The sequence below is a fragment of the Bacillus norwichensis genome (assembly GCF_014836955.1).
Lineage (GTDB): Bacteria > Bacillota > Bacilli > Bacillales > Bacillaceae_C > Siminovitchia > Siminovitchia norwichensis.
On sequence record NZ_JACSPV010000050.1, the window covers coordinates 1 to 21,681 of the forward strand.

Genomic DNA, 21,681 nt, shown 5'->3' on the forward strand with positions numbered 1-21,681 from the left:
AAAGCCCTTTTTAAAAAATAGGAATAGAGGGCTTACTTAAGTATTGCTTTCTAGCGGAAATAATTTTCATACAAAATCTTTTGGGCAGAACTCGATAAAATCTGGGCACAAATACGTCAAGGCTCATTTAATTAGGATAGGGAGGGGAGAATACCTTTTCCTGTCCTTTTTGTAGAGAGAATATTCTCATTAGGAAGCGGTAAAAACAGCGTTCGCACGATAAAAACCGGATTTCGCACGAAAAAGGGCAAGTTCGCACGATTATCACATTTTTCGCACGAAAAGTATCAAATTCGCACGATTATCATGTTTTTCGCACAAAAAGAGTTGATTCACTCGCTCACAAACCAAACTCAAATATAGGAGTGATTGAAGTGCTTATTACGCTGACGGAGTCAGCTTTAAAGAAGCTGGAATTATTGGATATAAAAGAAGGGAAACTTCCTCGGATTGATGCGGATGTTAGGGGTGGCTGCGGAATATCGGTGTCCTTTAGATTCATTATAGATGATCCGAGGAAAAACGATTACATGGTTAAATATAATGGTATTAAAATCGGTATAGATCGATTTACTTTTCGCAACTTGGGAGATGTGACAGAAATTGATTATACGGAAGAAAATGGATTTATTGTCGGAGACCACTTTTCTTCGGGAGCCTGTGCGATCGAGTTCAATCATAAATTTTGAATCAGAGGGGAAGATGGAAATGAGAAAAATCTATGATGTAGTCATTATCGGTGGAGGACCTGGGGGATATGTAGCAGCCATTCGCGCTTTCAAGTTGGGCCTTCGGGCAGCTCTTGTTGAAAAATCGAAGTTAGGTGGAACTTGTTTACATGCTGGCTGTATCCCGAGCAAAGCATTGTTGAGAAGTGCTGAAATTTACGCCAACATGAAAAAAGGGGAAGCATTCGGGATTGTTGTTCCAGAATTGAGTTTCGATTTTTCTAAAGCTCAATCGAGGAAAGAACAAATTATGGAGCAACTTTATAAAGGTGTTCAACATTTAATGAAAAAAGGAAAGATTGATGTTTACGATGGATTTGGAAGGATTGCCGGGGGACGAAGTGTTCTTGTGGAGACTTCAGGAGATGGCATACTCACATTGGGAGCTGAAAACATTTTGGTGGCGACAGGGTCTCGACCAAGAAGCTTGCCGGGCCTTGAACCAGACGGAAAATATGTGATGACTTCAGATGAAGCATTGCAAATGACAGATTTGCCGAAATCGATTATCATTGTTGGCGGTGGAGTGATTGGTATCGAGTGGGCATCAATGTTGTCAGATTTCGGATTGGATGTAACGATTATTGAAAATGAGGGACGCATCCTTCCATTGGAAGACCGAGATATTTCAAGAGAAATGCATCGTCTATTAAAGAAGAAGAAAGTGAAGATCATCACACATGCCAAGGTTCTCCCTGAAACTTTGGAAAAAGGTAACGGCATTTTCATAAAGGCTGAACATAAGGGGGAGGAAAAATCTTTTACAGCTGAAAAAATCCTCGTAGCCGTCGGTCGGACTCCAAATACAGAAAATCTTGGCTTGGATATTTTGGATATCGAAATGGATCAGGTATTTATCAAAACGAATGAATATTACCAGACAAATGTGCCGAACATTTATGCCATTGGCGATGTTATTGGTGGGCTCCAATTGGCTCATGTGGCTTCTCGTGAAGGAATGATTGCTATTGAGCATATGGCGGGGAATTGTCCGTCCAAACTTGACCCCATTCTTGTTCCAAAATGTATATATAGTAATCCAGAAGCTGCGAGTGTCGGATTAACAGAGGACCAGGCTAAGGAAGAAGGGTTTTTGATAAAAACAAGCAAATTCTCTTTCCGATCCGTCGGAAAAGCTCTTGTGTTCGGAAATTCAGACGGATTTGTCAAGCTTGTGGTGGAAGAAGGATCCGGACAGATACTAGGGGTACATATGGTTGGTCCAAATGTAACGGAGATGATTTCTGGAGCAGGGCTGGCACAAGTGTTCAATTTAACAGCAATGGATATTGCTGAAACTATACATCCGCATCCGACTTTGTCTGAAGCCATTGGTGAGGCTGCTTTAGCAGTTACCGGCTTAGAAATTCATACATAGTCGGCCTAATGAAACATAAACGGAGGAAAAGCTATGCAGACAGAGCAAAATAAAAACAGGGCAACTTTATTAATTTCCTGCCCAGAGAAACCAGGGATAATTTCGACAGTGTCCAATTTTTTACTGGAGCACCAAGCGAATATTGTCCAATTTGATCAGCATACAACAGACCCAAAAGCTGGGATGGTCTTCATGAGAATTGCATTTGACTTGAACGATTTTGATGCTTCTCATGACAAACTGTGTGAAGACTTGCAAACTCTTGCAAATGAGTACAAGATGAAATGGCAGCTAAACAACAAGAGAGATCGAAAACGTATGGCCATATTTGTAACGAAGCAGGATTCTTGTCTGATGGAATTGATATGGAGAGTCAAGTCAGGTGAAATAGACGCGGACATCCCAATGGTCATTAGTAATCATAACGAATTGAGAGAAGTCGTTGAGAGAGAAGGGATTCCTTACTATCATATTCCAGTAAGCGTAGAAACAAAGGATGAGGCTGAAACACGTACCTTGGAACTTCTGGAAGGAAAGGTCGATTTTATCGTTCTTGCAAGATATATGCAGATCCTTTCTCCTGAATTTATCTCAAAGTTCCCGAATCGAATCATTAATATCCATCATTCCTTTTTGCCGGCATTTGTGGGCGCGAACCCTTATGTGCGTGCTTTTAACCGTGGAGTGAAATTAATTGGCGCCACTGCTCATTATGTGACAAATGATCTTGATGAAGGTCCGATTATTGAGCAGGATGTCATTAGGGTTACGCATCGTTACACAGCGGAGGACCTGAAGGTTGCCGGCCGCCATGTGGAAAAGCATGTTCTAGCCCATGCGGTTGCGTGGCATGTGGAGAACAAAGTGATTGTGCACGGGAATAAAACAATCATATTTACTTAAACAGCGTCTATTCAATGAAAAAAATATTAACTTCATTCAGCAGAAGTATCCCACTTATATAAGTGTTGAGATGAAAGCCTATTGGTATTCCATTCAGTGGGGGGCAAATCGAGGATGAGTAAGGTATAACTTCGGGGGGATGCCACAGACTTTCAGAGGAATGTATGAGCGGGGCTTGATAAATTCTGGGCTCTAATACGCTAAGATGCATTTGAATTCCCCCTTGAAAAGATGCGAACAGATATGATAAATTATTAAAGAATAAATTCATATAACCGCAAACGTGTATAACCTCAATAATCTGGTTTGAGGGTCTCTACCAGGAACCATAACTCCTGACTACAAAAATGGCAATCTTATTTTTGTAGTCAGGAGTTTTTATTTTTAAAAAATTCAAATCATGCGGCGTGAAAAGTATAAGGGGGAGCTTTAATGAATGTAAGAGTATTTATACTTGCTGCATCTACGATTGCAGTAGGACTGGTCGAATTAATAATAGGTGGGATTTTACCAGTTATAGCTGATGACTTGCATGTTTCTCTTGGAACAGCCGGACAATTAATTACAGTGTTTGCTCTTGTTTATGCCATTTCCGGTCCTGTGCTTTTATCATTAACAGCAAAAGTTGAACGAAAAAAATTATATCTTTTGGCTTTATTTATATTTTTCCTTGGAAATTTAATGACCTACTTCAGTCCTAATTTTTCTATAGTTATGGTTGCAAGAGTTATAACGGCTATGAGCACAGCGTTAGTTGTTGTTCTTTCATTAACCATTGCTGCAAAAATCGTTGAGCCAGAACACAGAGCGAAAGCTTTGGGGTTTATTTATATGGGAATCAGCTCATCGCTTGTTTTAGGTGTACCTATAGGCATCTTGGTTACGGATCATTTTGGATGGCGAACTGTGTTTTTGGGAATTGCTTTTCTTTCAATCATATCTATTCTTTTAATCTATGTGTTTTTAGAAAATATTTCTACTGAAAAAGTCCAGCCTCTATCTGTACAGATAAAATCTCTTGGCAATATTAAAATGGCGAGTGCACATCTGGCCACAATGTTTATGCTGGCCGGGCATTATACGCTATATGCCTATTTTACTCCTTTTTTGGAAACTACCTTAAACTTGGGACAATATTGGATTAGTATATGTTATTTCTTGTTCGGTCTTTCAGCCGTATTCGGCGGCGCATTTGGCGGGATGTTAGGGGATCGAATGGGGTCTCAAAAAAGTATTTTACTGGTCATTAGTTCATTTGCTATTGTATTATTTTTACTTCCGTATTCAACGTTTTCTTTTCCAATATTCCTAGTAGTGATGCTACTATGGGGAGCGCTCAGTTGGAGTCTTGCTCCTCCTCAGCAGAACTACATTATACAAATTGACCCTGATGCTTCTGATATTCAACAAAGTATTAACAATTCAGCTTTGCAAATTGGAATTTCATTGGGCTCGGCAATTGGCGGGGTGGTATTAGAATATACACATTCAGTCATTGGAACAGCACATGTTGGTGCAGGAGTTGTTGTGATTGCTTTGATATGCGGGATCGTTTCGTTGACAAGGCCATACAGGATCAACCAAACAGAAACTTCGAAATAAAGCAGGCAAATTTGCATCATTTCTAACAGTCGGATGTTCATTTTTTTTGTGAGAGGGTATCATTATAGGGGCAATTTGAATGGAGGGTATGCACGATACGGTTTTATAAAAAATCGCTCTTTCCCTTGCTTTGATTTTATTTATGGCAGCGGGAAGAATAATGATTGATAAAGAGTGTATGGATAGATGAGGATTACATGAATTCGAAAATGGACGAACTCGATTTTGTCGGAAATCGAAGTAGAAGTGTCTTATGGAAAGGACCAAGAATATGAGGCAGAGATTGAGCAGGGTAAAAACCACCCCATCGAAGCCGAGGTTGAGGACGAGCTGAATAATATCTACACAAAGGGAAAAGAAGCTTTTGATGACATTTATCCGAAGGCCAAAAAACTTAACTTAACGAGCGACAGCTCCGACAAGGAAGTGATCGACCAGGTTTTAAAAGCAGCATTCGATCTGAAGTCCGATTAATTTGAAGTTGAGATTTCATTTAAAGACAACCTTTATGAGATGCTGCCATACAGAATGGGGAATAATCCGATTGACCTTGTCATCAAGAATGGAATCGTTACAAAAGATAATACGAGTAAAAGTGTTACTGGCAAGGGATTTGGTGTCCTAGTCTAGTAACAAGGAATATTTATAAATTGGCTTGTAGACAGGGTCTTCCTTCTGGATGACTCTGTTTACAAGCTTTTTTCGTTGATGTTATCGCAAAGAAGAGACACATAGACTATAGGTGATTGCTGTTGCATGCGTCTAATGAAAACAGCCGAGCATTTTAAGACAAATGGACCCAGTCACTTTCAATTACGAAAAAGTGGAGAGGAATTTCCGGGCCTTAGTTGCTGGAATCAAAACATAGTATTTTATCAAGTTGAATTTGATTTGGATTTGCAGTGACGGAATGTTTATTTGCTAAAAAGCATGTCGTTAGGGACCATCGGCCCGATAACGGAAACTGTCGCTTGAAGAACTTGAGCTCCATAGGAAAAGTGACTTTTTAAACAAGCACGAATCACTATCAAACAGCAAATTAAATAATTTTAAAGGGAGATTAGAATTTTTTGATAATTATCATTGACAACATCTTTCAATCTCTGTAGAATGATTATTAAGGAATATTTAAGGAACATTTCCCTAAATGAAATAAACAACATAATTACTTTATGGGGAGGCACCGAATATGAGTGTAGACACAGCTAAAATAGTTGAGAGCGCTTTACCTGCGATCACGTCTGAAGAATATAGAGATGTCATCGGCCATTATACAAGCGGAGTCTCAATCATCATGACAAACAAAGATGGAGTCGATTACGGAATAACGGCCAGCGCTGTCACTTCGGTATCACTTGAACCGCCGATGCTGCTCGTGTGCGCAAATAGACAAACAGGAACAGCCCACGCAATTTCTGAGAAAAAGACATTTACAGTAAATATTCTTAAAGAAGATCAAGGAGCGCTGGCTATACAGTTTGCCAGAGCAAATACGGAAAAATTCAAGGATGTAAACTTGGTATACAGTGCATCGGGAGCTCCAATCCTGCAAGATGCTCTTGTAAGTATAGAATGCAAAGTAGTTGAAGATGTCATCGGTGGTACCCACTTGGTGTTCATGGCGGAGGTACAATCGGCCACGATGAATGAAGGAGATCCACTAGTGTATTACAGAGGTAGCTTTGGTCAATTCTGTCAATATGAAAAGGCCTGATAATCTAAAAAAAGAAAGAAGAAATTAGTGAATTGAGGAGGAAATAATATGGCATTAATGACAGGTAAGCAATATAAAGAATCGTTAAATGACGGAAGAGAGGTTTATATCGACGGGGAGCGTGTGAAAAATGTGGCAGAGCACCCGACATTCAAGCCAATTGTTGATGTGAAAGCCAGGATGTATGATATGCCACATGAGGATAGATATAGAGAAACGTTGACTGCTACCCTACCAAACGGAGAAGTCATCTCCCAGGCATATAATCCGCCAAAGTCAAAAGAAGATTTGACGGCAATCCGGAATCATGTGGAAACTGTTCTCGACGATTTGGGCGGCGTAGTTTACCGTGTGGGAGACGAAACGATCGGAGAAATGTGGTCTTTATATGACGCACAAGATAAATTGAACGAGATTAATCCAATCTATGCGGACAACATCAAATACCATATTGACCGCGTAGCAAGAGAAGATCTGTTCCATGTGTCTGCGAATACTGATCCAAAAGGCGACAGAAGCAAATTGTTCAGTGGTAAAGACGGCGGAACATTGCTCCATGTAGTCGAGGAAAATGACAAAGGAATTGTCGTAAACGGAGCGAAATTTGAAACCGCTGCCGCGTACGCACACCAGGCGTTTGTCAAACCGACGATTCTTGACTGGGCTGCAGGAGAAGAAACAATGGCTCCATTTGCCTGCGGATTCATCTGTGATATGGGGGCACCGGGTTTGAAGCATATCTGCCGTACATCTGTAGGGCAGGGACGCAAGGAAGAAGATTATCCAATTTCCACTAAATTTGAAGAGATTGATACACTCCTCATCTTTGACAATGTGCTGATTCCTTGGGAAAATGTCCTGTTCCACCGTTCCCTTCAATCAGCTGCTTATATCCGTTCAACGGTACACCGTTATTCAGCATTCAACTATGTGCTCAGAATGCTGCGCCGTGCTGATTACCTTCTAGGTGCTGCAGTTTTGAATGCTGATCAGACTGGTCTTACACGCCTTCAGGCAGTACAGGAGAAAATTTCTCAGCTGATTAATTACAGAGAAGGAATTAACGCTCACTTAACTGCTGCTGTTGCCAACGCGGAAGAAAGCCCTGGCGGTCTGACTATGCCTAACCAATCTCTGCTTTATACTGGACGTGTTTTTGCTCTCTCCAACTTCCCGGCAATGGCCCACTTGACAAGAGAGCTGGTAGGTGGACAATTGGCAGTAACTCCCGACACAGCAACCATGTCAGATCCCGCCATTAAGGAATATATCGATAAATACTATTCAGTTGGCGAATGGAGCCCGGAAGAAAGAGGGAAACTGCTTTATTTTGCAAGAGATCTCTTGAACTCATCTCTTGCTGGTCACAACACAACGTTCGAACTGTTTGCCCAAAGCCCGCCGTTCGCGCAGCAAGCTGCTGTGTTCAATAACTTTGACTTGGACCCACAACGTAAGTTGGTCAAAAAGGCAGCCAATATTAACGTAAAACAATCAGTTTCCGTTTAATCGCCGCCGGTAGATTCTTAAAGTAACTTTAGGATTCCGAAAATAGATAATATTTAATGTTCATATCAGGGCAATGCATATAGGCAGCATTCGCAGAGATTTTACACACGGAAACTTATAAGAAGGAGAGAAAAATTGATGTCAACACAAACAGAGAAAAACGGAGTTAAAATAGAAAGGTTCCGCAAGTTCAAAACAGATAACTTTTATCCATCAGAATTCGGAGAAAAAGAACATCACGTAGTAAATGAATTCAGTATGGCGGTGCGCGCAGGGAATCGAATTTTCCTAAGGGGGCAGACAGGATTTGATCTTGATGGAAAGTTTCACGGATTAAATGATCCGGCTGAACAGATGGAAAACGCCCTTCGTTGCGTTAAACAGCTGTTGGAAGAAGCAGGGGGAAGAATGGAAGATGTATGTAAGGCAACTACATACGTGACAGACCGTTCTTACCGGAATGAAGTATATGCTGTAATTGCAAAACACTTTAAAGGGGTATATCCTGTAAGTACGGGTTTAGTTGTTAACGGCCTGGCGCTTCCAGAAATGCTTGTCGAAATTGATGTAGAAGCAGTAATCAGTAGCGACGAAGCTTAAAAAACTTAATCGGGCAGTAGAAAAGTGGAGATTGCTTCACATTTCTACTGCTTTATAGCAATGAAAAAAAGAAAAAGAATGATCAGGTCAAGACCGGTCATTCTTTTCGTTTTTACCGCTATTTCTATCGGTCTTCACTCTATATATCTTTCTTGGCCTTCCTTTTGAAGAGGGCGCTTCTTCTCCGATTACCTGTGCAAGGCCTTGTTCAACTAGACCTGTAAGAATCCGTCTGGCATTCCGCGGTGTCATTTTAAGCCAATCTGCTAGAAGGTTTGTCGTAACAGAATGGTTTCCTGTTCTCTTTTGAACGGACAAAATTTTATTGAACGTTGTAATGGTTACACCGCTCTCTTTAAGTTTATCACTGGTCTCTCTATCTTCAGTACGATAACTGAACGAAATGTTTTCTTCTTGTTTTAGTGGCCCTGTAATATTGTCTCTGTCATCAACGAGAAAAGCACAAAATGGTTCGAAATTTTGTGCGTGGTGTAAAGCGACCCGAGCATTTTCTTCAGCTTTGAGCGCCGTATCACCATATCCTACACCGATATTTGCAGGCAAGTCAGTGACCAAAGCCATACTTTCTAGAAGATATTGGACGTGTTGCCCGGCATCCTTTGAAAACCCCCTGGTGGAAAAAATAATAAATGATCCAAGTCCCAGATTAACAAATGAACCAGATATGGATTCGGCAAAATCCAAGACGGCCGTTTGCAATTCCAGATTTATTCGATGGGCATCATATGATATAGTAGCACTGCTGTTCGTGCTTTGCTCAATTTTGTCCACTTCAATGAGCAGAACCGCTATTTGCGATTTTCTAAATTGATGTGTGGTCCATTTTTCTATGGCGGATAGCAAAGTTTCCCGGATATTCACGCGAGTAGGAATTACTCTGTATACGGGTATTCCCTGCAATTTAAGCTGCTCGTAGATGAAATGAAGACCGGTGACACAAATATCCACTTTTCCACTTGTATAAAGCTCTTGATGAAACGTCAACAGCTTATCCAGTGGTGTATCATACTCCAATTCATGAAAATAAATATCGTTGTAAGGAATATCCAGTTCACGGTAAGTCTCATACACGTCCCGTTCCGTCAGTAAATCAATACTCATTCTGCTTAAACTTAAATGGTCCTTATAGCTTATTTCCAATAAGGTCTTTTGCAAGCTTGATCCATCTAATTTCAAATAAAAGAAAGGCTGTTGAGAACCGCTTTTGTTGACAAAGGCATGCAAGGCAGGTCCTGCAAAAATCCAAAAATCAACAACCTGCTGGTTTTTTCGTACAATCTCTGTCGCTTCCTCAGCATGCACATAATCAAAGGGAACTGTCGTTAACTGTTCGTCATATTCTTCTGCAATCTCACAGATCGTTTCAACCATATCTTTTGGACCGACAACGCCGGCTTTTGCTTTCATTTAATGCACCACCCGGGGATTTTATGCAGCAAGGACAACAATCGTCTTACAGCCGACTGTTTTTTTATATAAAAATTTTTATTATGTATGTGTTTTCATTATCGTATCAAGTAAGCTGAAGTCACTTCAAATCCATTGCTGTTATTTTTAGTTATAAATAATGTTTAGATTGAAATTTTAGGTTAATACCGATTAAATCCTCTCCTACTCTTTAATATTATCAGCTTTTTGTATAAAAGTTAATGCCTCTGTATCAGAGTCACAAAACTCATTGCTGTTCTTTGTCCGCTAAGACTGTTTTCTTGCTAACCTCTTGAAACGTTTGGCAATTGTGCAGGCAAATATTATAAAATATCTTGACAATCATTCTAATACACTTTAAAGTCATAAATAAGTAATTATTAGATATTTTTTAATAAACATTTAATTTTAATCCGCGATTAAAGTTAATGTTATTTTTTTAACTTATTTATGGTATATTTACAGAAAAATTCCTTTTAATATTTAAGGAGGAGGAGAGAAATTAAGAAATACCAGGGAGGCAATCAAATAGCATCCCGATTTTTTTAAAAAAAATTACGGATAGTATTAGGAAATTATCCTCTATATTTGTTTTGTAAAAGGGAAAACGTTGACCAAGCAATTAAATGAGCATTTCGAACAAGTTGTAAAGATACTGGGGTATCACAACTTATAAAAATTCACCGCTGATCTTGTAAACATATAAACCATCCTGCCTGGGGACCTTTTTATAGATCAGGTCAAATGAGAAAGCGGTGACAATATGGGGTGGATTCGCTGCGTATATATGAAAATGATATAAAGAAAATCCGTGAGGTGAAGGAGGAATAATATGACACCTGATATCAACAGTATTCCACCGGTAGATAATACGTTGTTTAGAGATGTTATCGGCCACTTTGCGAGTGGAGTAACCATTATCACAACAACCAATGAAGGGGTAGATTTTGGAATAACGGCAAGTGCTGTTACATCATTGTCGATGGAGCCGCCAATGTTGCTTGTATGTGTCAACCAAAATACCGGAACATGCAATGCGATTTCCAAGTCAAAATTATTTGGTGTCCATATCCTTCACGAAGATCAAGGGGAACTGGCTCTTCAATTTGCCCGTCCCAACACAAACAAATTTGAAGGTATTGACATTACTTACGGAAAACTGGGAGCACCGATTCTGCGGGAGGCATTGGCACATATGGAATGCCGTGTAGTCAAGGAAGTAACAGGCGGCACGCACTCAGTGTTTTTGGCAGAAGTGGTAAACGCCGATGTAGAAGATAAAAACCCTTTGGCATATTATCGCGGAAAATTTGGCCACTTTCAACCTTATGACAATGAAAATGCTTATCGTACACTTAAAAAGAAAATATTGGAGCGGGAATTGACCGTAGATCAAGATGTATCCATCAACGATTTAGTCAACCAGTTGGAGCTCCCGAGGCAGTCCGTTTATTATGCACTAACAAAGCTGGAAGGAGAACAGCTGTTATCACAGACGGAAGATGGAAATTATATGGTCACCCCTTGGACTGTTGAAAAGCTTTATGATGTTTTAGATACTCGTAATGTACTTGAAGTTGCGGCAGTTGAAAAAACCATTGGCAATCTTTCAGATGAAGAGCTTAAGGAATTAAGAAAGCGCGTTCAAGAGACTATTCCGGAAAGCGGGCAGCAAATAGACCCTGATAAGTATATTGAAGCTAATATTTCGCTTCATGAATATACCGTTGCCTTGGCGCAAAGTGCAACATTATTGGAGTCTTACCGCCGATTGGCTGCCGAAGCTGTCATGTTCAGTGCGTTAAGGGCTGCCCTGGAAACCAATAACGATAAAGCGTGCAGCGAACTGAGAAAATTATCCGAAGACCACATCTCGTTGCTGGAAGCATATGAGGATGGAGATAAGAAGAAAGCAATAGAAATCATCCAACAGCACAATGAGGAAGCTAAAACACTGGGAAAGTATTTAATTGGTAATGCTGGGGGAAGTATTTAATCATTTTTAATAGCAAAAGGAGGAAATCAGATGGCTCTGAGAACTGGGGAAGAGTACAAACAATCTCTGAATGACGGCAGAGAAGTATATATTGATGGTGAAAGAGTTCATAACATAACGGAGCATCCGGCTTTTAAACCGATTATTGATGTGAAAGCACGCATGTATGACATGAACCACGAAGAAAAATACAAAGACATCTGTACGGTAACCCTCCCGGATGGAGACGTGATCTGCCGGGGTTACCATATGCCGAAGACAAAAGAGGATTTACAGGCGATCCGCAAGTATGTTGATACGTTTTTGGATGAACTTGGTGGGGTTGTCTACCGTGTGGGAGACGAGACGATTGGTGAAATGTGGTCTTTATTTGATGCACAGGACCGGCTGAATGAAATTGACCCCACATATGCGGAAAATATAAGATACCACATTGACCGCATTGCGAGAAAGGACCTTTTTCATGTTTCGGCAAACACCGACCCGAAAGGGGATCGGAGTAAATTAATTAACGGTGAAGACGGGGGAACCCTCCTTCATATCGTGGATGAGAACGAGAAAGGAATTGTTGTGCGGGGGGCTAAATTTGAAACCGCTGCTGCATATGCCAACCAAGCCTTTGTTAAGCCGACGATCTCCAATTGGTCAAATACCAGCGTCAATATGGAAAATTATGCTATAGGCTTCATTTGCGACATGGGAGCCCCGGGACTGAAGCACATTTGCCGTTCACCTGTTGGCGCGGGCAAAGATCCGGAGAACTATCCGATTTCCTCAAAGTTCGAAGAAATTGATACACTGCTAATTTTTGATGATGTGTTAATTCCATGGGAGAATGTGCTGTTCCACCGTTCACTTGAGTCTGCAAAGTATATACGTGAAACAGTACACAGATATTCGGCTTTCAACTATGTATTGCGTATCTTGAAAAGAGCCGACTATTTATTGGGAGCGGCACTTTTAAATGTGGAGCAGACTGGACTGACAAAAATTCCATCTGTACAGGAAAAGCTAACCGAATTGATCACATATCGAGAGACAATCAATGCTCATCTGACTGCGGCTATTGCCGAGGCACAGGAGACTGCCGGCGGTTTAGTGATGCCGAATCAATCCCTGTTATATACAGGGAGGATCCAGGCATTAAAGCATTTCCCCGCCATGGCACATTTGGCGCGTGAGCTAGTGGGAGGCCAGTTGGCGGTCACGCCGGATATGGAAACAATTACAGATTCCAAGATCAAGGAACATATTGACAGGTATTATTCTGTTGGTAAATGGAGTGCGAAAGAAAGAGCCAAACTTCTTTATTTCGCGCGCGACTTATTGAATTCTTCCTTGGCGGGGCACCAAATTACGTTTGAGTTGTTCGCTCAAAGTCCGCCATTTGCCCAGTCAACTGCAGCCTTTAAAAACTATGATTTGGAACCGCACCGTGAAATGGTGTTCAAAGCAGCAAATATACAGCCCGATGCAGTTAAAAACTGAGAGTGGTTTCACGAAGAAATTAAATGACAGGAGAGGGGGATTCTGAATGCAAGTCCATAAATCAAACTATGTGCAACTGTCCGAGTGCGTCTTGGTCATTGGCGCACTGGACGGTCTGCATAAGGGACACCAGGCACTCATTCATCAAGCAAAAAAAAGTGCTGAAAAAATGGGTGTCCCGCTGGCAGTCTATACGTTTGATCCACCCCCGAAAGTGTTTTTTCAACATGCGATGTTACTGACACCGCTGGATGAGAAACTTGAAAAGTTGAATAAACTGGGTGTGGATCATGCGGTGATTGCCCGATTTAATGCCCAGTTTATGACCCAAAGCACCAATGCCTTTCTGGACGAATTGGGAAAGTTGAATCCAAGGAAGATTTTCGAAGGTCATGATTTTCGCTTTGGGAGGAATAGAGAGGGAGATATACAAACGTTAAGAAGACGCTTTACAGTCTCCCTTCTGAATTCTGTTCTGTGTGAAGATGGAAAAGTTATATCATCCACCAGAATCCGCAATTTATTTGCACAAGGAAAATTCGAAGCAGCAAACGACCTGTTAAATTGGGGCTGGATGGAGGAAGCATCCTTATCATCCACCCGTTAAAAATTATAAAAAGGCTTACATGAGGAGAGATTACTATGTCAGTATTCGGAGAAACAGATAATAAAATAGAGATTCAGAGATTCAGAAAGTTTAAGACAAAAGGGTACTACCCGACTGAACTCACTGAACCGGAGTTTAGTATAGACAACGAGTTCTGTATGGCCGTCAGAGCCGGAAACAGAATCTTTCTAAGAGGTCAAACCGGATTTGACATGGATGGAAACTTTCACGGAGTGGGCGATGTGACAGAGCAGGCGGAAATGGCTTGTACAATGGTAAGGAAGCTTCTGGAAGAAGCGAGCGGATCTGTGAAGGACATCTGTAAAATTACCGTCTACCTCTTGAATCGCGAAGACAGGAGCAAAGTGTATCCCGTAATTGCCAAGCATTTCAAAGACGTCTACCCATGTAGCACGGGATTGATCGTCAGCGGATTCGCACTGCCCGAAATGGAAATGGAAATTGACGTAGAAGCTGTCGTGAGCGAGTAAGGTTCTAACCAACAAGAGGAGTAGTCGGACGATTAGTCTGGCTAAGTACATAGAGAAAGGAAGATTATAGTGAAAATCACTAATACATTTTCAGTTGCAGGAAGATGTTCCGAAACAGGAGCATTGGGAGTCGTGGTCACTTCAAGCAGCCCGTCTGTCGGAGCACGTTGCCCATGGGGCAAACAAGGAGTTGGTGCTATACTCACCCAAAATGTGACTGATCCCCGGTTGGCGAATATTGGGCTTTCAGTTCTTGAACATGGGTTGGGCGCAGAAAATGCCATACGGGCAATGAAAGAATCAACGCCTTTTCCCGAATACCGTCAACTGGCCGTTGTAGATGCTGAAGGAAACTCCGCTGTATTTACCGGTAAGAACGCCCTGGGTGTTCACGGAGAGTTTGCTGCTCAAAATGTAGCAAGTATCGGCAATCTCTTGAGTGATCCTGAAATACCAACAGAAATGGGCAAAAAGTTTCTGGAAACGGAAGGCCTTCCTTTGGCTGAAAGACTCATATTGGCTATTGAAAAGGGCTTCCAAATGGGTGGTGAATTGGATCAAGAACACTCTATCGGACTTTTGGTCTATAAAGATGATTCATTTCCTTATGTAGATCTTCGAGTCGATTACAGTGAAAGCCCGCTTGATGATTTGAAAAAACTGTGGGAGATTTATGGTCCTCAAGCGGAAGATTACAGGGTACGGGCGGTTACACCTGAAATGGCTCCATCTTATGGAGTGTTAGGCGACGAATAATAAATTTCAGAGATGCAGTCCAAGCAATTCAGGGCTGCGTCTTATTCCAAATCAAACTGCACCAGCCAAAAGCAGTTGAAGTATGACTGGAAGAAAATATAAGACATTATATATCTTTACAACCATAATAAGCTTTTCTGCTGTTCTTTCAGATTGGCAATTAAGCTTATCCTTTCATATAAGTTTTTTTACTCAGCTTTTTTGGGTGGCTTCATGGATACTCATCGCTCTATTTACAATCTATCTACATATTTTCAAAAATCTCCTCAAACCTGCCTGAAAAACATCTGTCATCAAGCCCTGAGCAGCAGGCGGAGTTTTTTCAGCTTTGGAATAGTGGGTCTATTATTAAATTGTTATACGGAGGGTTCCTGAAAAATGCAGATTAACCGGCAAAGGTTATTAAATGATATTGAAAAATACTCCCTTTATGGAAGAGATGAACGCGGAGGAATTACTCGCCCTGCCTTTTCTGAACCGGATATGCAAGTCCGCGAATTGTTTATCAAGGAATTGAAAGACTTGGGATTGAAAGTTTCAGTTGACCCCATTGCCAATATCTGGGGAAAGCGGAAAGGGAAAGGGGAAATGAACGGTACGATTGTTATCGGCTCCCATTTGGATACAGTTCCCAATGGAGGAAAATACGATGGGGCTCTCGGTGTCCTTATTGCCAAGGAAGTGGTGGTCACTCTGATTGAAAACAAAATCGAACTTCAGCATGACCTTGAGATTGTATCATTCACTGCAGAAGAATCGAATGACTTTGGTTTTTCAACCCTTGGGAGCAAGACATTCGCCGGGAAACTTACCGAAGAAGAATTGATCCACGCAAGCGATTCTCAAGGTACGCTTTTGAAAGATGCTGTCCGGTATGCTGGCGGTGATTTGTACAAGCTGGACGAAATGGTGAAAGATCGTAGAGAGAAAAAAGCCTATGTCGAGATTCATATTGAACAAGGAAAGCGCCTGGAGTCCAATCATCTGTCCGTTGGCATCGTTGAAGATATGGTCGGTGTCTACCGTACGCGCGTTAAGGTAAAGGGTGAAGCAAATCATTCGGGGACAACGATGATGGCTCACCGTTCAGATGCTCTTGCTGCGGCTTCTGAGATGGTTCTCGCCGTAGAAAAAATATGCTGTGCAGATGAAACGGATTTAGTCGGCACGGTCGGCCAGCTATCTGTGGAGCCTAATGCTGTGAATGTTGTGCCTGGAGAAGTGAATTTCGTGGCGGAAATTAGGAGTGAGGACGAAGCGCGCATGGACCACGTAATTAATTTGATTGAGGAGAATTGGAAAAGGATCCTCAATGCAAGAGGGGTCACAATGGAACAGAACCTGATGGTCAAGCAGAAGCCGATTCCCATGGATGAAGATATTGTCACAATATTTAGGGAAACAGCAGACGAACTGTCGGAGCCTTACACGGTTTTCCCAAGCATGGCTGTGCACGATGCCGCCCATATGGCGTCTCTTTCCAAGGCTTGTATGATTTTTGTAAAAAGCATCAATGGGAGAAGCCATTGTCCGGAAGAATACAGTAAGCCGGAAGATATTGAAAAAGCGGCAAACATCTTATTGAATGGCGTGATCAATATTGACAAAGTGCTCTCGAAAGAAGCACGGCCAATCATTGACTGAGTGGGGAAGAAAAATAAAAAACTGTTTTTTTTGAATAAAATATATTTTCGTATTGACAAACATTTACGAATCATTTAAATTCAATTAAAGAAGATATAAGGACAAATTCCTAAAAAGGAAGGATGATAGCAAGTATAAAATAAGAAGATCGTTTGTGAGTGATTTGAAAGCGGTAACAAAATAATGTAAGTCGGATGATAAGTTCACATCATAAGTGCCCGCCATCATAAGAGATTAGCCCGACTATTCCATTAAGAGCAATCTAAAGACACTTTGTTGAAAATGGGGGGACAGTATGAGTCAACAATTAAATAGAACCTTGGGGCTTGGAGCTGCCGTAGCAACCGGGGTAGGTATTGTTGTAAGTTCTAGTGCACTTGTTTCCTTGGGACAAGGATTTGGCGAAGGCGGAAAAGGATTTATCATCGCTATGTTCGCAGCTCTGATCCTGAACATGTTCGTTGTATTTTCTTTTGCTGAATTATCGGGCATGATTCCGGTAGCCGGAGGAATCAATCACTATACACTCCCTGCAATGGGAAGGTTTGTAGGAATGATTTCAGTTATCAGCGGTTACGTATTGGTCACGATCTTTTCAGGGAGTGCTGAAGCAGGAATTGCAGGGCTTGTTTTTACAGAGGTATTTGCGCCGGGATTGAATCCGACGGTTATCTCCATAGCTATTACAGCAATCTTGGGGTTCATCAACATTTTGGGAATCAAGGCTTACAGCTGGACGCAGATTATACTGACAATTATCTTGATTGGCTCTACGATTGTATTGGGAATTATGGGGCTGACAGGAATTGGAGTATCGGGCGAACCAGCAGAAACCTCCTTCAAGTTCAATGAAATGGGATGGGGAGTATTCGGATTGACAGCACTGGCCATTTGGCTGTTTATAGGAGTAGAATTTGTCACACCGCTGGCTGAGGAAATCAAGAAGCCAAAAATATATGTGCCGCTTGCCATGGGATTGAGTCTGCTGGTGATTTTGTTTGCGGATATCCTATTTGGACTCGCTTCTGTGAAATTCGTTCCGCTCGATATACTAGCAGGATCTGCTGCACCGCATGTTGATTTTGCTACCGCCATGATGGGAAGACCCGGACAGACATGGATGGGACTCGTTGCAATCATTGCGACAACAAGTACTTTAAACACTTTGATAGCTGCTATCTCACGGATGCTTTATGGCATGGGGCAAAACGGGCAAATGCCAAAAATATTTGGAAAGGCAAGCCGCTTTGGGACCCCATACGCTGCTATCATCACACTTTGTATGCTATTCGTTGTTTTCTTGCTGGCAGGAGTGACAACAGGCGAAACAATCGTTACGTTTATTCTTGCAGGATGCTTCTGTTGGTTGGTCACATATATTATCGCTCATGTAAACGTAATCATTTTGCGTTCCAAGTATCCAAACGCTAAAAGATCTTTCAAGTCTCCTTTAGGAGTTACATTCCAAGTACTAGGTATTATGGGGATGGTTTATGTCATGTTCAACATGCACCCGGATCCAATCATAAAAGGTGAAATATACAAATACTCCTTATGGTTTTTAGCGGCCACCTTTGCCTATTCAGCACTTTGGGTAAAATTTGTTATGAAAAAGCCGCTTTTTGAGACAACTCCGTTAGAGGAGCTGACAGAAGGTCTCCATGAAACTTCCGATGTCGAAGAGATTAAAGAGATAAGCAAGACAGTTTAATAGTTTGGTATAAATCATCAATCACCTATTTACTTTTAAGGGGGTGAGAGTCTAAAAGAAGTCTCGAACAAAGGCAAGGCAAATTATATTATCTTTTGGAGGGAACCATAAATGACAAACATTGTAAAACAACATCTAAGTGTGGAAGAGCTCAGCAAAATAGATAAGGAATATTTTATTCATCCAACTACAGTTCCGAAAGACTTTATTGAAAACGGACCAAAAATCATCTTTTCTGAAGGAAATGGAATCCGTGTTAAAGACGTCAATGGAACTGAGTATATAGACGGCGTATCAATGCTCTGGAATGTAAATTTGGGCTACGGACAAAAGGAACTGGCAGAAGCTGCGTATAAGCAGTTGAATACATTGCCATATTGTTCATCTTTCTATGGTTATTCAAATGAAAACGCTATTCGTTTAGCGGAAAGAATCGTTTCAGTAGCTCCTGGGGATCTAAGCGGGGTGTTCTTCACATCAGGTGGATCAGAGTCAAATGAAACAGCATTTAAGCTCGTGCGCCATTATTGGGATATGAAGGGATACAAGGAAAAGAAAACGATAATATCTCTGAAAAGAGGATATCATGGGGCTACCATCGCCACCGGATCAGCTACAGGAATCGCAGGATTCCATAACTTCTCCGGTTCCAAAGATACAGATATCCTTCACGCCAAGCCGCATTTGACGAATGCTGAACTCGGAGATAAATCTGATCCTGATTACGATCAAAGTATCAGAAACATCATAGACCAAGTGGGATCCAACAAAATTGCAGCAGTCATCATGGAGCCGGTTCAGGGTGCAGGAGGAGTACACGTTCCGCCCGAAAGATACTTGCAGGCTGTCAAGAAGCTGTGTGAAGAGAAGAATGTACTCTTTATCGCGGACGAAGTCATTTGCGGATTCGGTAGAACCGGAAAAATGTTCGGTGTAGAAAACTGGGATGTAGAACCTGATGTCATGTGCGTGGCTAAAGGAATCACAAGTGGATATGCTCAGCTTGGTGCAGTCCTTTTAAACAGAGAAATCAGAGATACCCTTGTTCAATATGATCAGATTCTCGGACATGGATTTACATACAGCGGACATCCGACTGCATGTGCTGTAGGATTGGCAACACTGGATCTGTTGGAGAAACAAAATATTCTTCAAAATGTAAATGAGATGGAGAAAGAACTGAAGAAAGGCTTTAAATACCTGGAAGAAAACCATCCTCATATCGCAAATACAAGAGCGGTTGGACTCCTGGCAGGATTCGATCTCATGCAGGACCCAGAGAGTGGAACACCGTTTGACCAGTCCATCAGAGCAGCACGTTACATCGTTGATCACTGCTTTGACAACAAGCTGATCCTGAGAGCGGCTGATTTTGAACATCAAGTCAATATTGTGGCAATTGCCCCGCCGCTTATTATCAACAAGCAGGAAGTTGAAGAGATTATCAATATTGTGGACGATGCTTTGACATCTTTTGAAAAAACATTATAAAAAGAGAGCGGTCTTCGCTCTCTTTTCTTAAAAATACACAATAAGGGATTGAGGTATATGGAAACTGCTACAGTCAGTCTAAAACCAAAAGTGGAACAATTTTTAAAAGGGACAAAGAAGCTTTACATTAACGGAGAGTTCGTTGAATCTGTTTCAGGGAAAACTTTCGATTCTTACAACCCGGCAACAGGGGAAGTTCTCGCAGTCGTCAGTGAGGCAGAGGCGGCAGACGTGGATCGTGCTGCCAAAGCCGCAAAGAAGGCGTTCGAAGAGGGACCATGGTCCAAAATGAGCGCCGTTGAGCGAGCTCGATTGATGTTCAAATTGGCGGATGTGATCGAAGAGAATACGGATGAATTGGCGCAGCTTGAATCACTTGATAACGGAAAGCCATTCAGCGAGTCCAAACCGTTAGATCTGTCGAATACAATTGAAACTTTTCGGTATTATGCCGGCTGGGCAACAAAAGTATTTGGACAGACTATTCCGGTTTCAAAGCAATTCCTTAACTATACACGCCATGAACCGGTAGGTGTTGCGGGGCAAATTATTCCATGGAACTTCCCGTTGATGATGGCTTCCTGGAAGATCGCTCCTGCATTGGCGACAGGATGTACAGTTGTCCTTAAGCCTGCAGAGCAGACACCGCTTACTGCTCTTTATTTGGCTGAGCTGATGGAGGAAGTCGGCTTTCCGCCCGGCGTCGTTAATATCATCCCAGGATTTGGCGAGACTGCCGGAGACGCGCTTGTCAAACATCCGGATGTGAACAAGATTGCTTTTACCGGCTCTACATCCATTGGCAAGCTGATCATGAAAAATGCAGCGGTCACAATGAAACGCGTGACACTGGAGTTGGGTGGGAAGTCTCCGAATATCATCCTGCCGGATGCCGATCTGTCAAAAGCGGCACCAGGTGTTTTCAGCGGGATCATGCTGAACCAAGGACAGGTCTGCAGCGCGGGTTCCCGTGTCTATATCCAGAAGAAGCACTTTGATAATGTTATGTCGGAGCTCGTCGACTATGCGAAAAATGTAAAGCAAGGTTTCGGTTTGGACGAGAGCACCCAAATGGGACCGCTTGTCTCCAAAGAACAGCAGGACCGCGTAGTCAACTATATCAATATCGGCCAAGAAGAGGGAGCTTCTATTGTTGCAGGCGGTGGAAACACAGAAAAAGGTTATTTCGTAGAGCCGACTGTTTTCGCTGATGTCAGTGACGACATGCGGATTGCACGCGAGGAGATCTTTGGACCAGTGGTAGTAGCGATGCCGTTCGAAGATATGGATGAAATCATTGAAAGAGCGAACAGCTCAGACTTTGGTCTTGCCGCAGGCGTCTGGACTGAAAACCTCAGAAATGCCCATTATATAGCCAATGGCCTGAAAGCCGGCTCAGTCTGGGTAAACTGCTACGGGATGGTTGACCCGCTTTCTCCTTTCGGAGGATACAAGCAATCCGGTTTCGGACGTGAAAATGGTGCATATGCGTTGCAGAACTACACGGAAGTGAAGAGTGTTTGGGTTAACTTAGAATAAATTCTAAATAGAAAAATTTACTCTGCCTCTCTTCTTGTATTAAACAGCACGCTTTTTAAAAAAGGATTTTGCATT

General features: G+C 41.9%; 18 protein-coding genes and 1 riboswitch. Of the genes, 17 read left to right on the top strand and 1 reads right to left on the bottom strand.

The annotated features are described in order from the left end of the window. Nucleotides 1–374 precede the first annotated feature (374 nt). The 8 genes from H9631_RS19170 to H9631_RS19205 all read left to right on the top strand — a co-directional run bounded on the left by H9631_RS19170 (nucleotide 375) and on the right by H9631_RS19205 (nucleotide 8,434). Nucleotides 375–689: an iron-sulfur cluster biosynthesis family protein gene (locus H9631_RS19170; protein ID WP_191815662.1), complete on the top strand. Its 315-nt coding sequence runs from the start codon at nucleotides 375–377 to the stop codon at nucleotides 687–689. Between the two features lie 19 nt (nucleotides 690–708). Continuing rightward, entirely contained in the window at nucleotides 709–2,106 is a 1,398-nt protein-coding gene (gene lpdA / locus H9631_RS19175) for a dihydrolipoyl dehydrogenase (protein ID WP_191815665.1), read from the top strand. Nucleotides 2,107–2,139: 33 nt separating this feature from the next. After that, nucleotides 2,140–3,009, top strand: a complete 870-nt coding sequence (purU, locus tag H9631_RS19180; protein WP_191815667.1) for a formyltetrahydrofolate deformylase — start codon at nucleotides 2,140–2,142, stop codon at nucleotides 3,007–3,009. 263 nt (nucleotides 3,010–3,272) lie between these two features. Then, nucleotides 3,273–3,371: riboswitch (purine riboswitch) on the top strand. Between the two features lie 70 nt (nucleotides 3,372–3,441). After that, nucleotides 3,442–4,611, top strand: coding sequence for an MFS transporter (locus H9631_RS19185; RefSeq protein WP_191815669.1), 1,170 nt, complete (start codon nucleotides 3,442–3,444; stop codon nucleotides 4,609–4,611). Nucleotides 4,612–4,836: 225 nt separating this feature from the next. After that, a complete protein-coding gene (locus H9631_RS19190) occupies nucleotides 4,837–5,085 on the top strand; it encodes a YusW family protein (RefSeq protein WP_191815671.1) in 249 nt (82 codons plus the stop codon). Between the two features lie 715 nt (nucleotides 5,086–5,800). Beyond that, nucleotides 5,801–6,325 carry a flavin reductase family protein gene (locus H9631_RS19195; protein WP_191815673.1) on the top strand — a complete coding sequence of 175 codons (525 nt, stop codon included), beginning with the start codon at nucleotides 5,801–5,803 and terminating at the stop codon, nucleotides 6,323–6,325. A 48-nt stretch (nucleotides 6,326–6,373) separates the two neighbouring features. Then, a complete protein-coding gene (locus H9631_RS19200) occupies nucleotides 6,374–7,834 on the top strand; it encodes a 4-hydroxyphenylacetate 3-hydroxylase family protein (protein ID WP_191815675.1) in 1,461 nt (486 codons plus the stop codon). Between the two features lie 138 nt (nucleotides 7,835–7,972). Beyond that, a complete protein-coding gene (locus tag H9631_RS19205) occupies nucleotides 7,973–8,434 on the top strand; it encodes a RidA family protein (protein WP_191815677.1) in 462 nt (153 codons plus the stop codon). Between the two features lie 87 nt (nucleotides 8,435–8,521). Here the strand turns inward: H9631_RS19205 and H9631_RS19210 are convergent, their stop codons facing one another. Next, a complete protein-coding gene (locus H9631_RS19210) occupies nucleotides 8,522–9,862 on the bottom strand; it encodes a hypothetical protein (RefSeq protein ID WP_191815679.1) in 1,341 nt (446 codons plus the stop codon). A gap of 853 nt (nucleotides 9,863–10,715) precedes the next feature. Here H9631_RS19210 and H9631_RS19215 point away from each other — a divergent pair. The 9 genes from H9631_RS19215 (at nucleotide 10,716) to H9631_RS19255 (ending at nucleotide 21,606) form a co-directional block, all read left to right on the top strand. Then, a complete protein-coding gene (locus H9631_RS19215; protein WP_191815681.1) occupies nucleotides 10,716–11,879 on the top strand; it encodes a flavin reductase in 1,164 nt (387 codons plus the stop codon). 30 nt (nucleotides 11,880–11,909) lie between these two features. Continuing rightward, nucleotides 11,910–13,367 (top strand): 4-hydroxyphenylacetate 3-hydroxylase family protein, encoded by a 1,458-nt coding sequence (locus tag H9631_RS19220; protein ID WP_191815683.1) that lies wholly within the window; start codon nucleotides 11,910–11,912, stop codon nucleotides 13,365–13,367. A gap of 46 nt (nucleotides 13,368–13,413) precedes the next feature. Further along, a complete protein-coding gene (locus H9631_RS19225) occupies nucleotides 13,414–13,974 on the top strand; it encodes an FAD synthetase family protein (RefSeq protein WP_191815685.1) in 561 nt (186 codons plus the stop codon). A gap of 35 nt (nucleotides 13,975–14,009) precedes the next feature. Continuing rightward, nucleotides 14,010–14,465: a Rid family hydrolase gene (locus tag H9631_RS19230; protein ID WP_191815687.1), complete on the top strand. Its 456-nt coding sequence runs from the start codon at nucleotides 14,010–14,012 to the stop codon at nucleotides 14,463–14,465. Between the two features lie 69 nt (nucleotides 14,466–14,534). Further along, entirely contained in the window at nucleotides 14,535–15,221 is a 687-nt protein-coding gene (locus H9631_RS19235) for a DUF1028 domain-containing protein (RefSeq protein ID WP_191815689.1), read from the top strand. 378 nt (nucleotides 15,222–15,599) lie between these two features. Continuing rightward, nucleotides 15,600–16,865, top strand: a complete 1,266-nt coding sequence (locus H9631_RS19240) for a Zn-dependent hydrolase (protein WP_191815691.1) — start codon at nucleotides 15,600–15,602, stop codon at nucleotides 16,863–16,865. Between the two features lie 295 nt (nucleotides 16,866–17,160). Next, nucleotides 17,161–18,576 carry an APC family permease gene (locus tag H9631_RS19245; protein ID WP_191815693.1) on the top strand — a complete coding sequence of 472 codons (1,416 nt, stop codon included), beginning with the start codon at nucleotides 17,161–17,163 and terminating at the stop codon, nucleotides 18,574–18,576. Nucleotides 18,577–18,687: 111 nt separating this feature from the next. Beyond that, nucleotides 18,688–20,067, top strand: a complete 1,380-nt coding sequence (locus H9631_RS19250) for an aminotransferase family protein (RefSeq protein WP_191815694.1) — start codon at nucleotides 18,688–18,690, stop codon at nucleotides 20,065–20,067. A gap of 57 nt (nucleotides 20,068–20,124) precedes the next feature. Further along, nucleotides 20,125–21,606 (top strand): aldehyde dehydrogenase family protein, encoded by a 1,482-nt coding sequence (locus H9631_RS19255; protein WP_191815697.1) that lies wholly within the window; start codon nucleotides 20,125–20,127, stop codon nucleotides 21,604–21,606. Nucleotides 21,607–21,681: the final 75 nt, after the last annotated feature.

What these genes read in the sequence shown, in the direction of transcription:
- lpdA (WP_191815665.1), top strand. Translation starts at nt 709, where the DNA reads ATGAGAAAAATCTATGATGTAGTCATTATCGGTGGAGGACCTGGGGGA.
- purU (WP_191815667.1), top strand. Translation starts at nt 2,140, where the DNA reads ATGCAGACAGAGCAAAATAAAAACAGGGCAACTTTATTAATTTCCTGC.
- H9631_RS19185 (WP_191815669.1), top strand. Translation starts at nt 3,442, where the DNA reads ATGAATGTAAGAGTATTTATACTTGCTGCATCTACGATTGCAGTAGGA.
- H9631_RS19195 (WP_191815673.1), top strand. Translation starts at nt 5,801, where the DNA reads ATGAGTGTAGACACAGCTAAAATAGTTGAGAGCGCTTTACCTGCGATC.
- H9631_RS19200 (WP_191815675.1), top strand. Translation starts at nt 6,374, where the DNA reads ATGGCATTAATGACAGGTAAGCAATATAAAGAATCGTTAAATGACGGA.
- H9631_RS19205 (WP_191815677.1), top strand. Translation starts at nt 7,973, where the DNA reads ATGTCAACACAAACAGAGAAAAACGGAGTTAAAATAGAAAGGTTCCGC.
- H9631_RS19210 (WP_191815679.1), bottom strand. Translation starts at nt 9,862, where the DNA reads ATGAAAGCAAAAGCCGGCGTTGTCGGTCCAAAAGATATGGTTGAAACG.
- H9631_RS19215 (WP_191815681.1), top strand. Translation starts at nt 10,716, where the DNA reads ATGACACCTGATATCAACAGTATTCCACCGGTAGATAATACGTTGTTT.
- H9631_RS19220 (WP_191815683.1), top strand. Translation starts at nt 11,910, where the DNA reads ATGGCTCTGAGAACTGGGGAAGAGTACAAACAATCTCTGAATGACGGC.
- H9631_RS19225 (WP_191815685.1), top strand. Translation starts at nt 13,414, where the DNA reads ATGCAAGTCCATAAATCAAACTATGTGCAACTGTCCGAGTGCGTCTTG.
- H9631_RS19230 (WP_191815687.1), top strand. Translation starts at nt 14,010, where the DNA reads ATGTCAGTATTCGGAGAAACAGATAATAAAATAGAGATTCAGAGATTC.
- H9631_RS19240 (WP_191815691.1), top strand. Translation starts at nt 15,600, where the DNA reads ATGCAGATTAACCGGCAAAGGTTATTAAATGATATTGAAAAATACTCC.
- H9631_RS19245 (WP_191815693.1), top strand. Translation starts at nt 17,161, where the DNA reads ATGAGTCAACAATTAAATAGAACCTTGGGGCTTGGAGCTGCCGTAGCA.
- H9631_RS19250 (WP_191815694.1), top strand. Translation starts at nt 18,688, where the DNA reads ATGACAAACATTGTAAAACAACATCTAAGTGTGGAAGAGCTCAGCAAA.
- H9631_RS19255 (WP_191815697.1), top strand. Translation starts at nt 20,125, where the DNA reads ATGGAAACTGCTACAGTCAGTCTAAAACCAAAAGTGGAACAATTTTTA.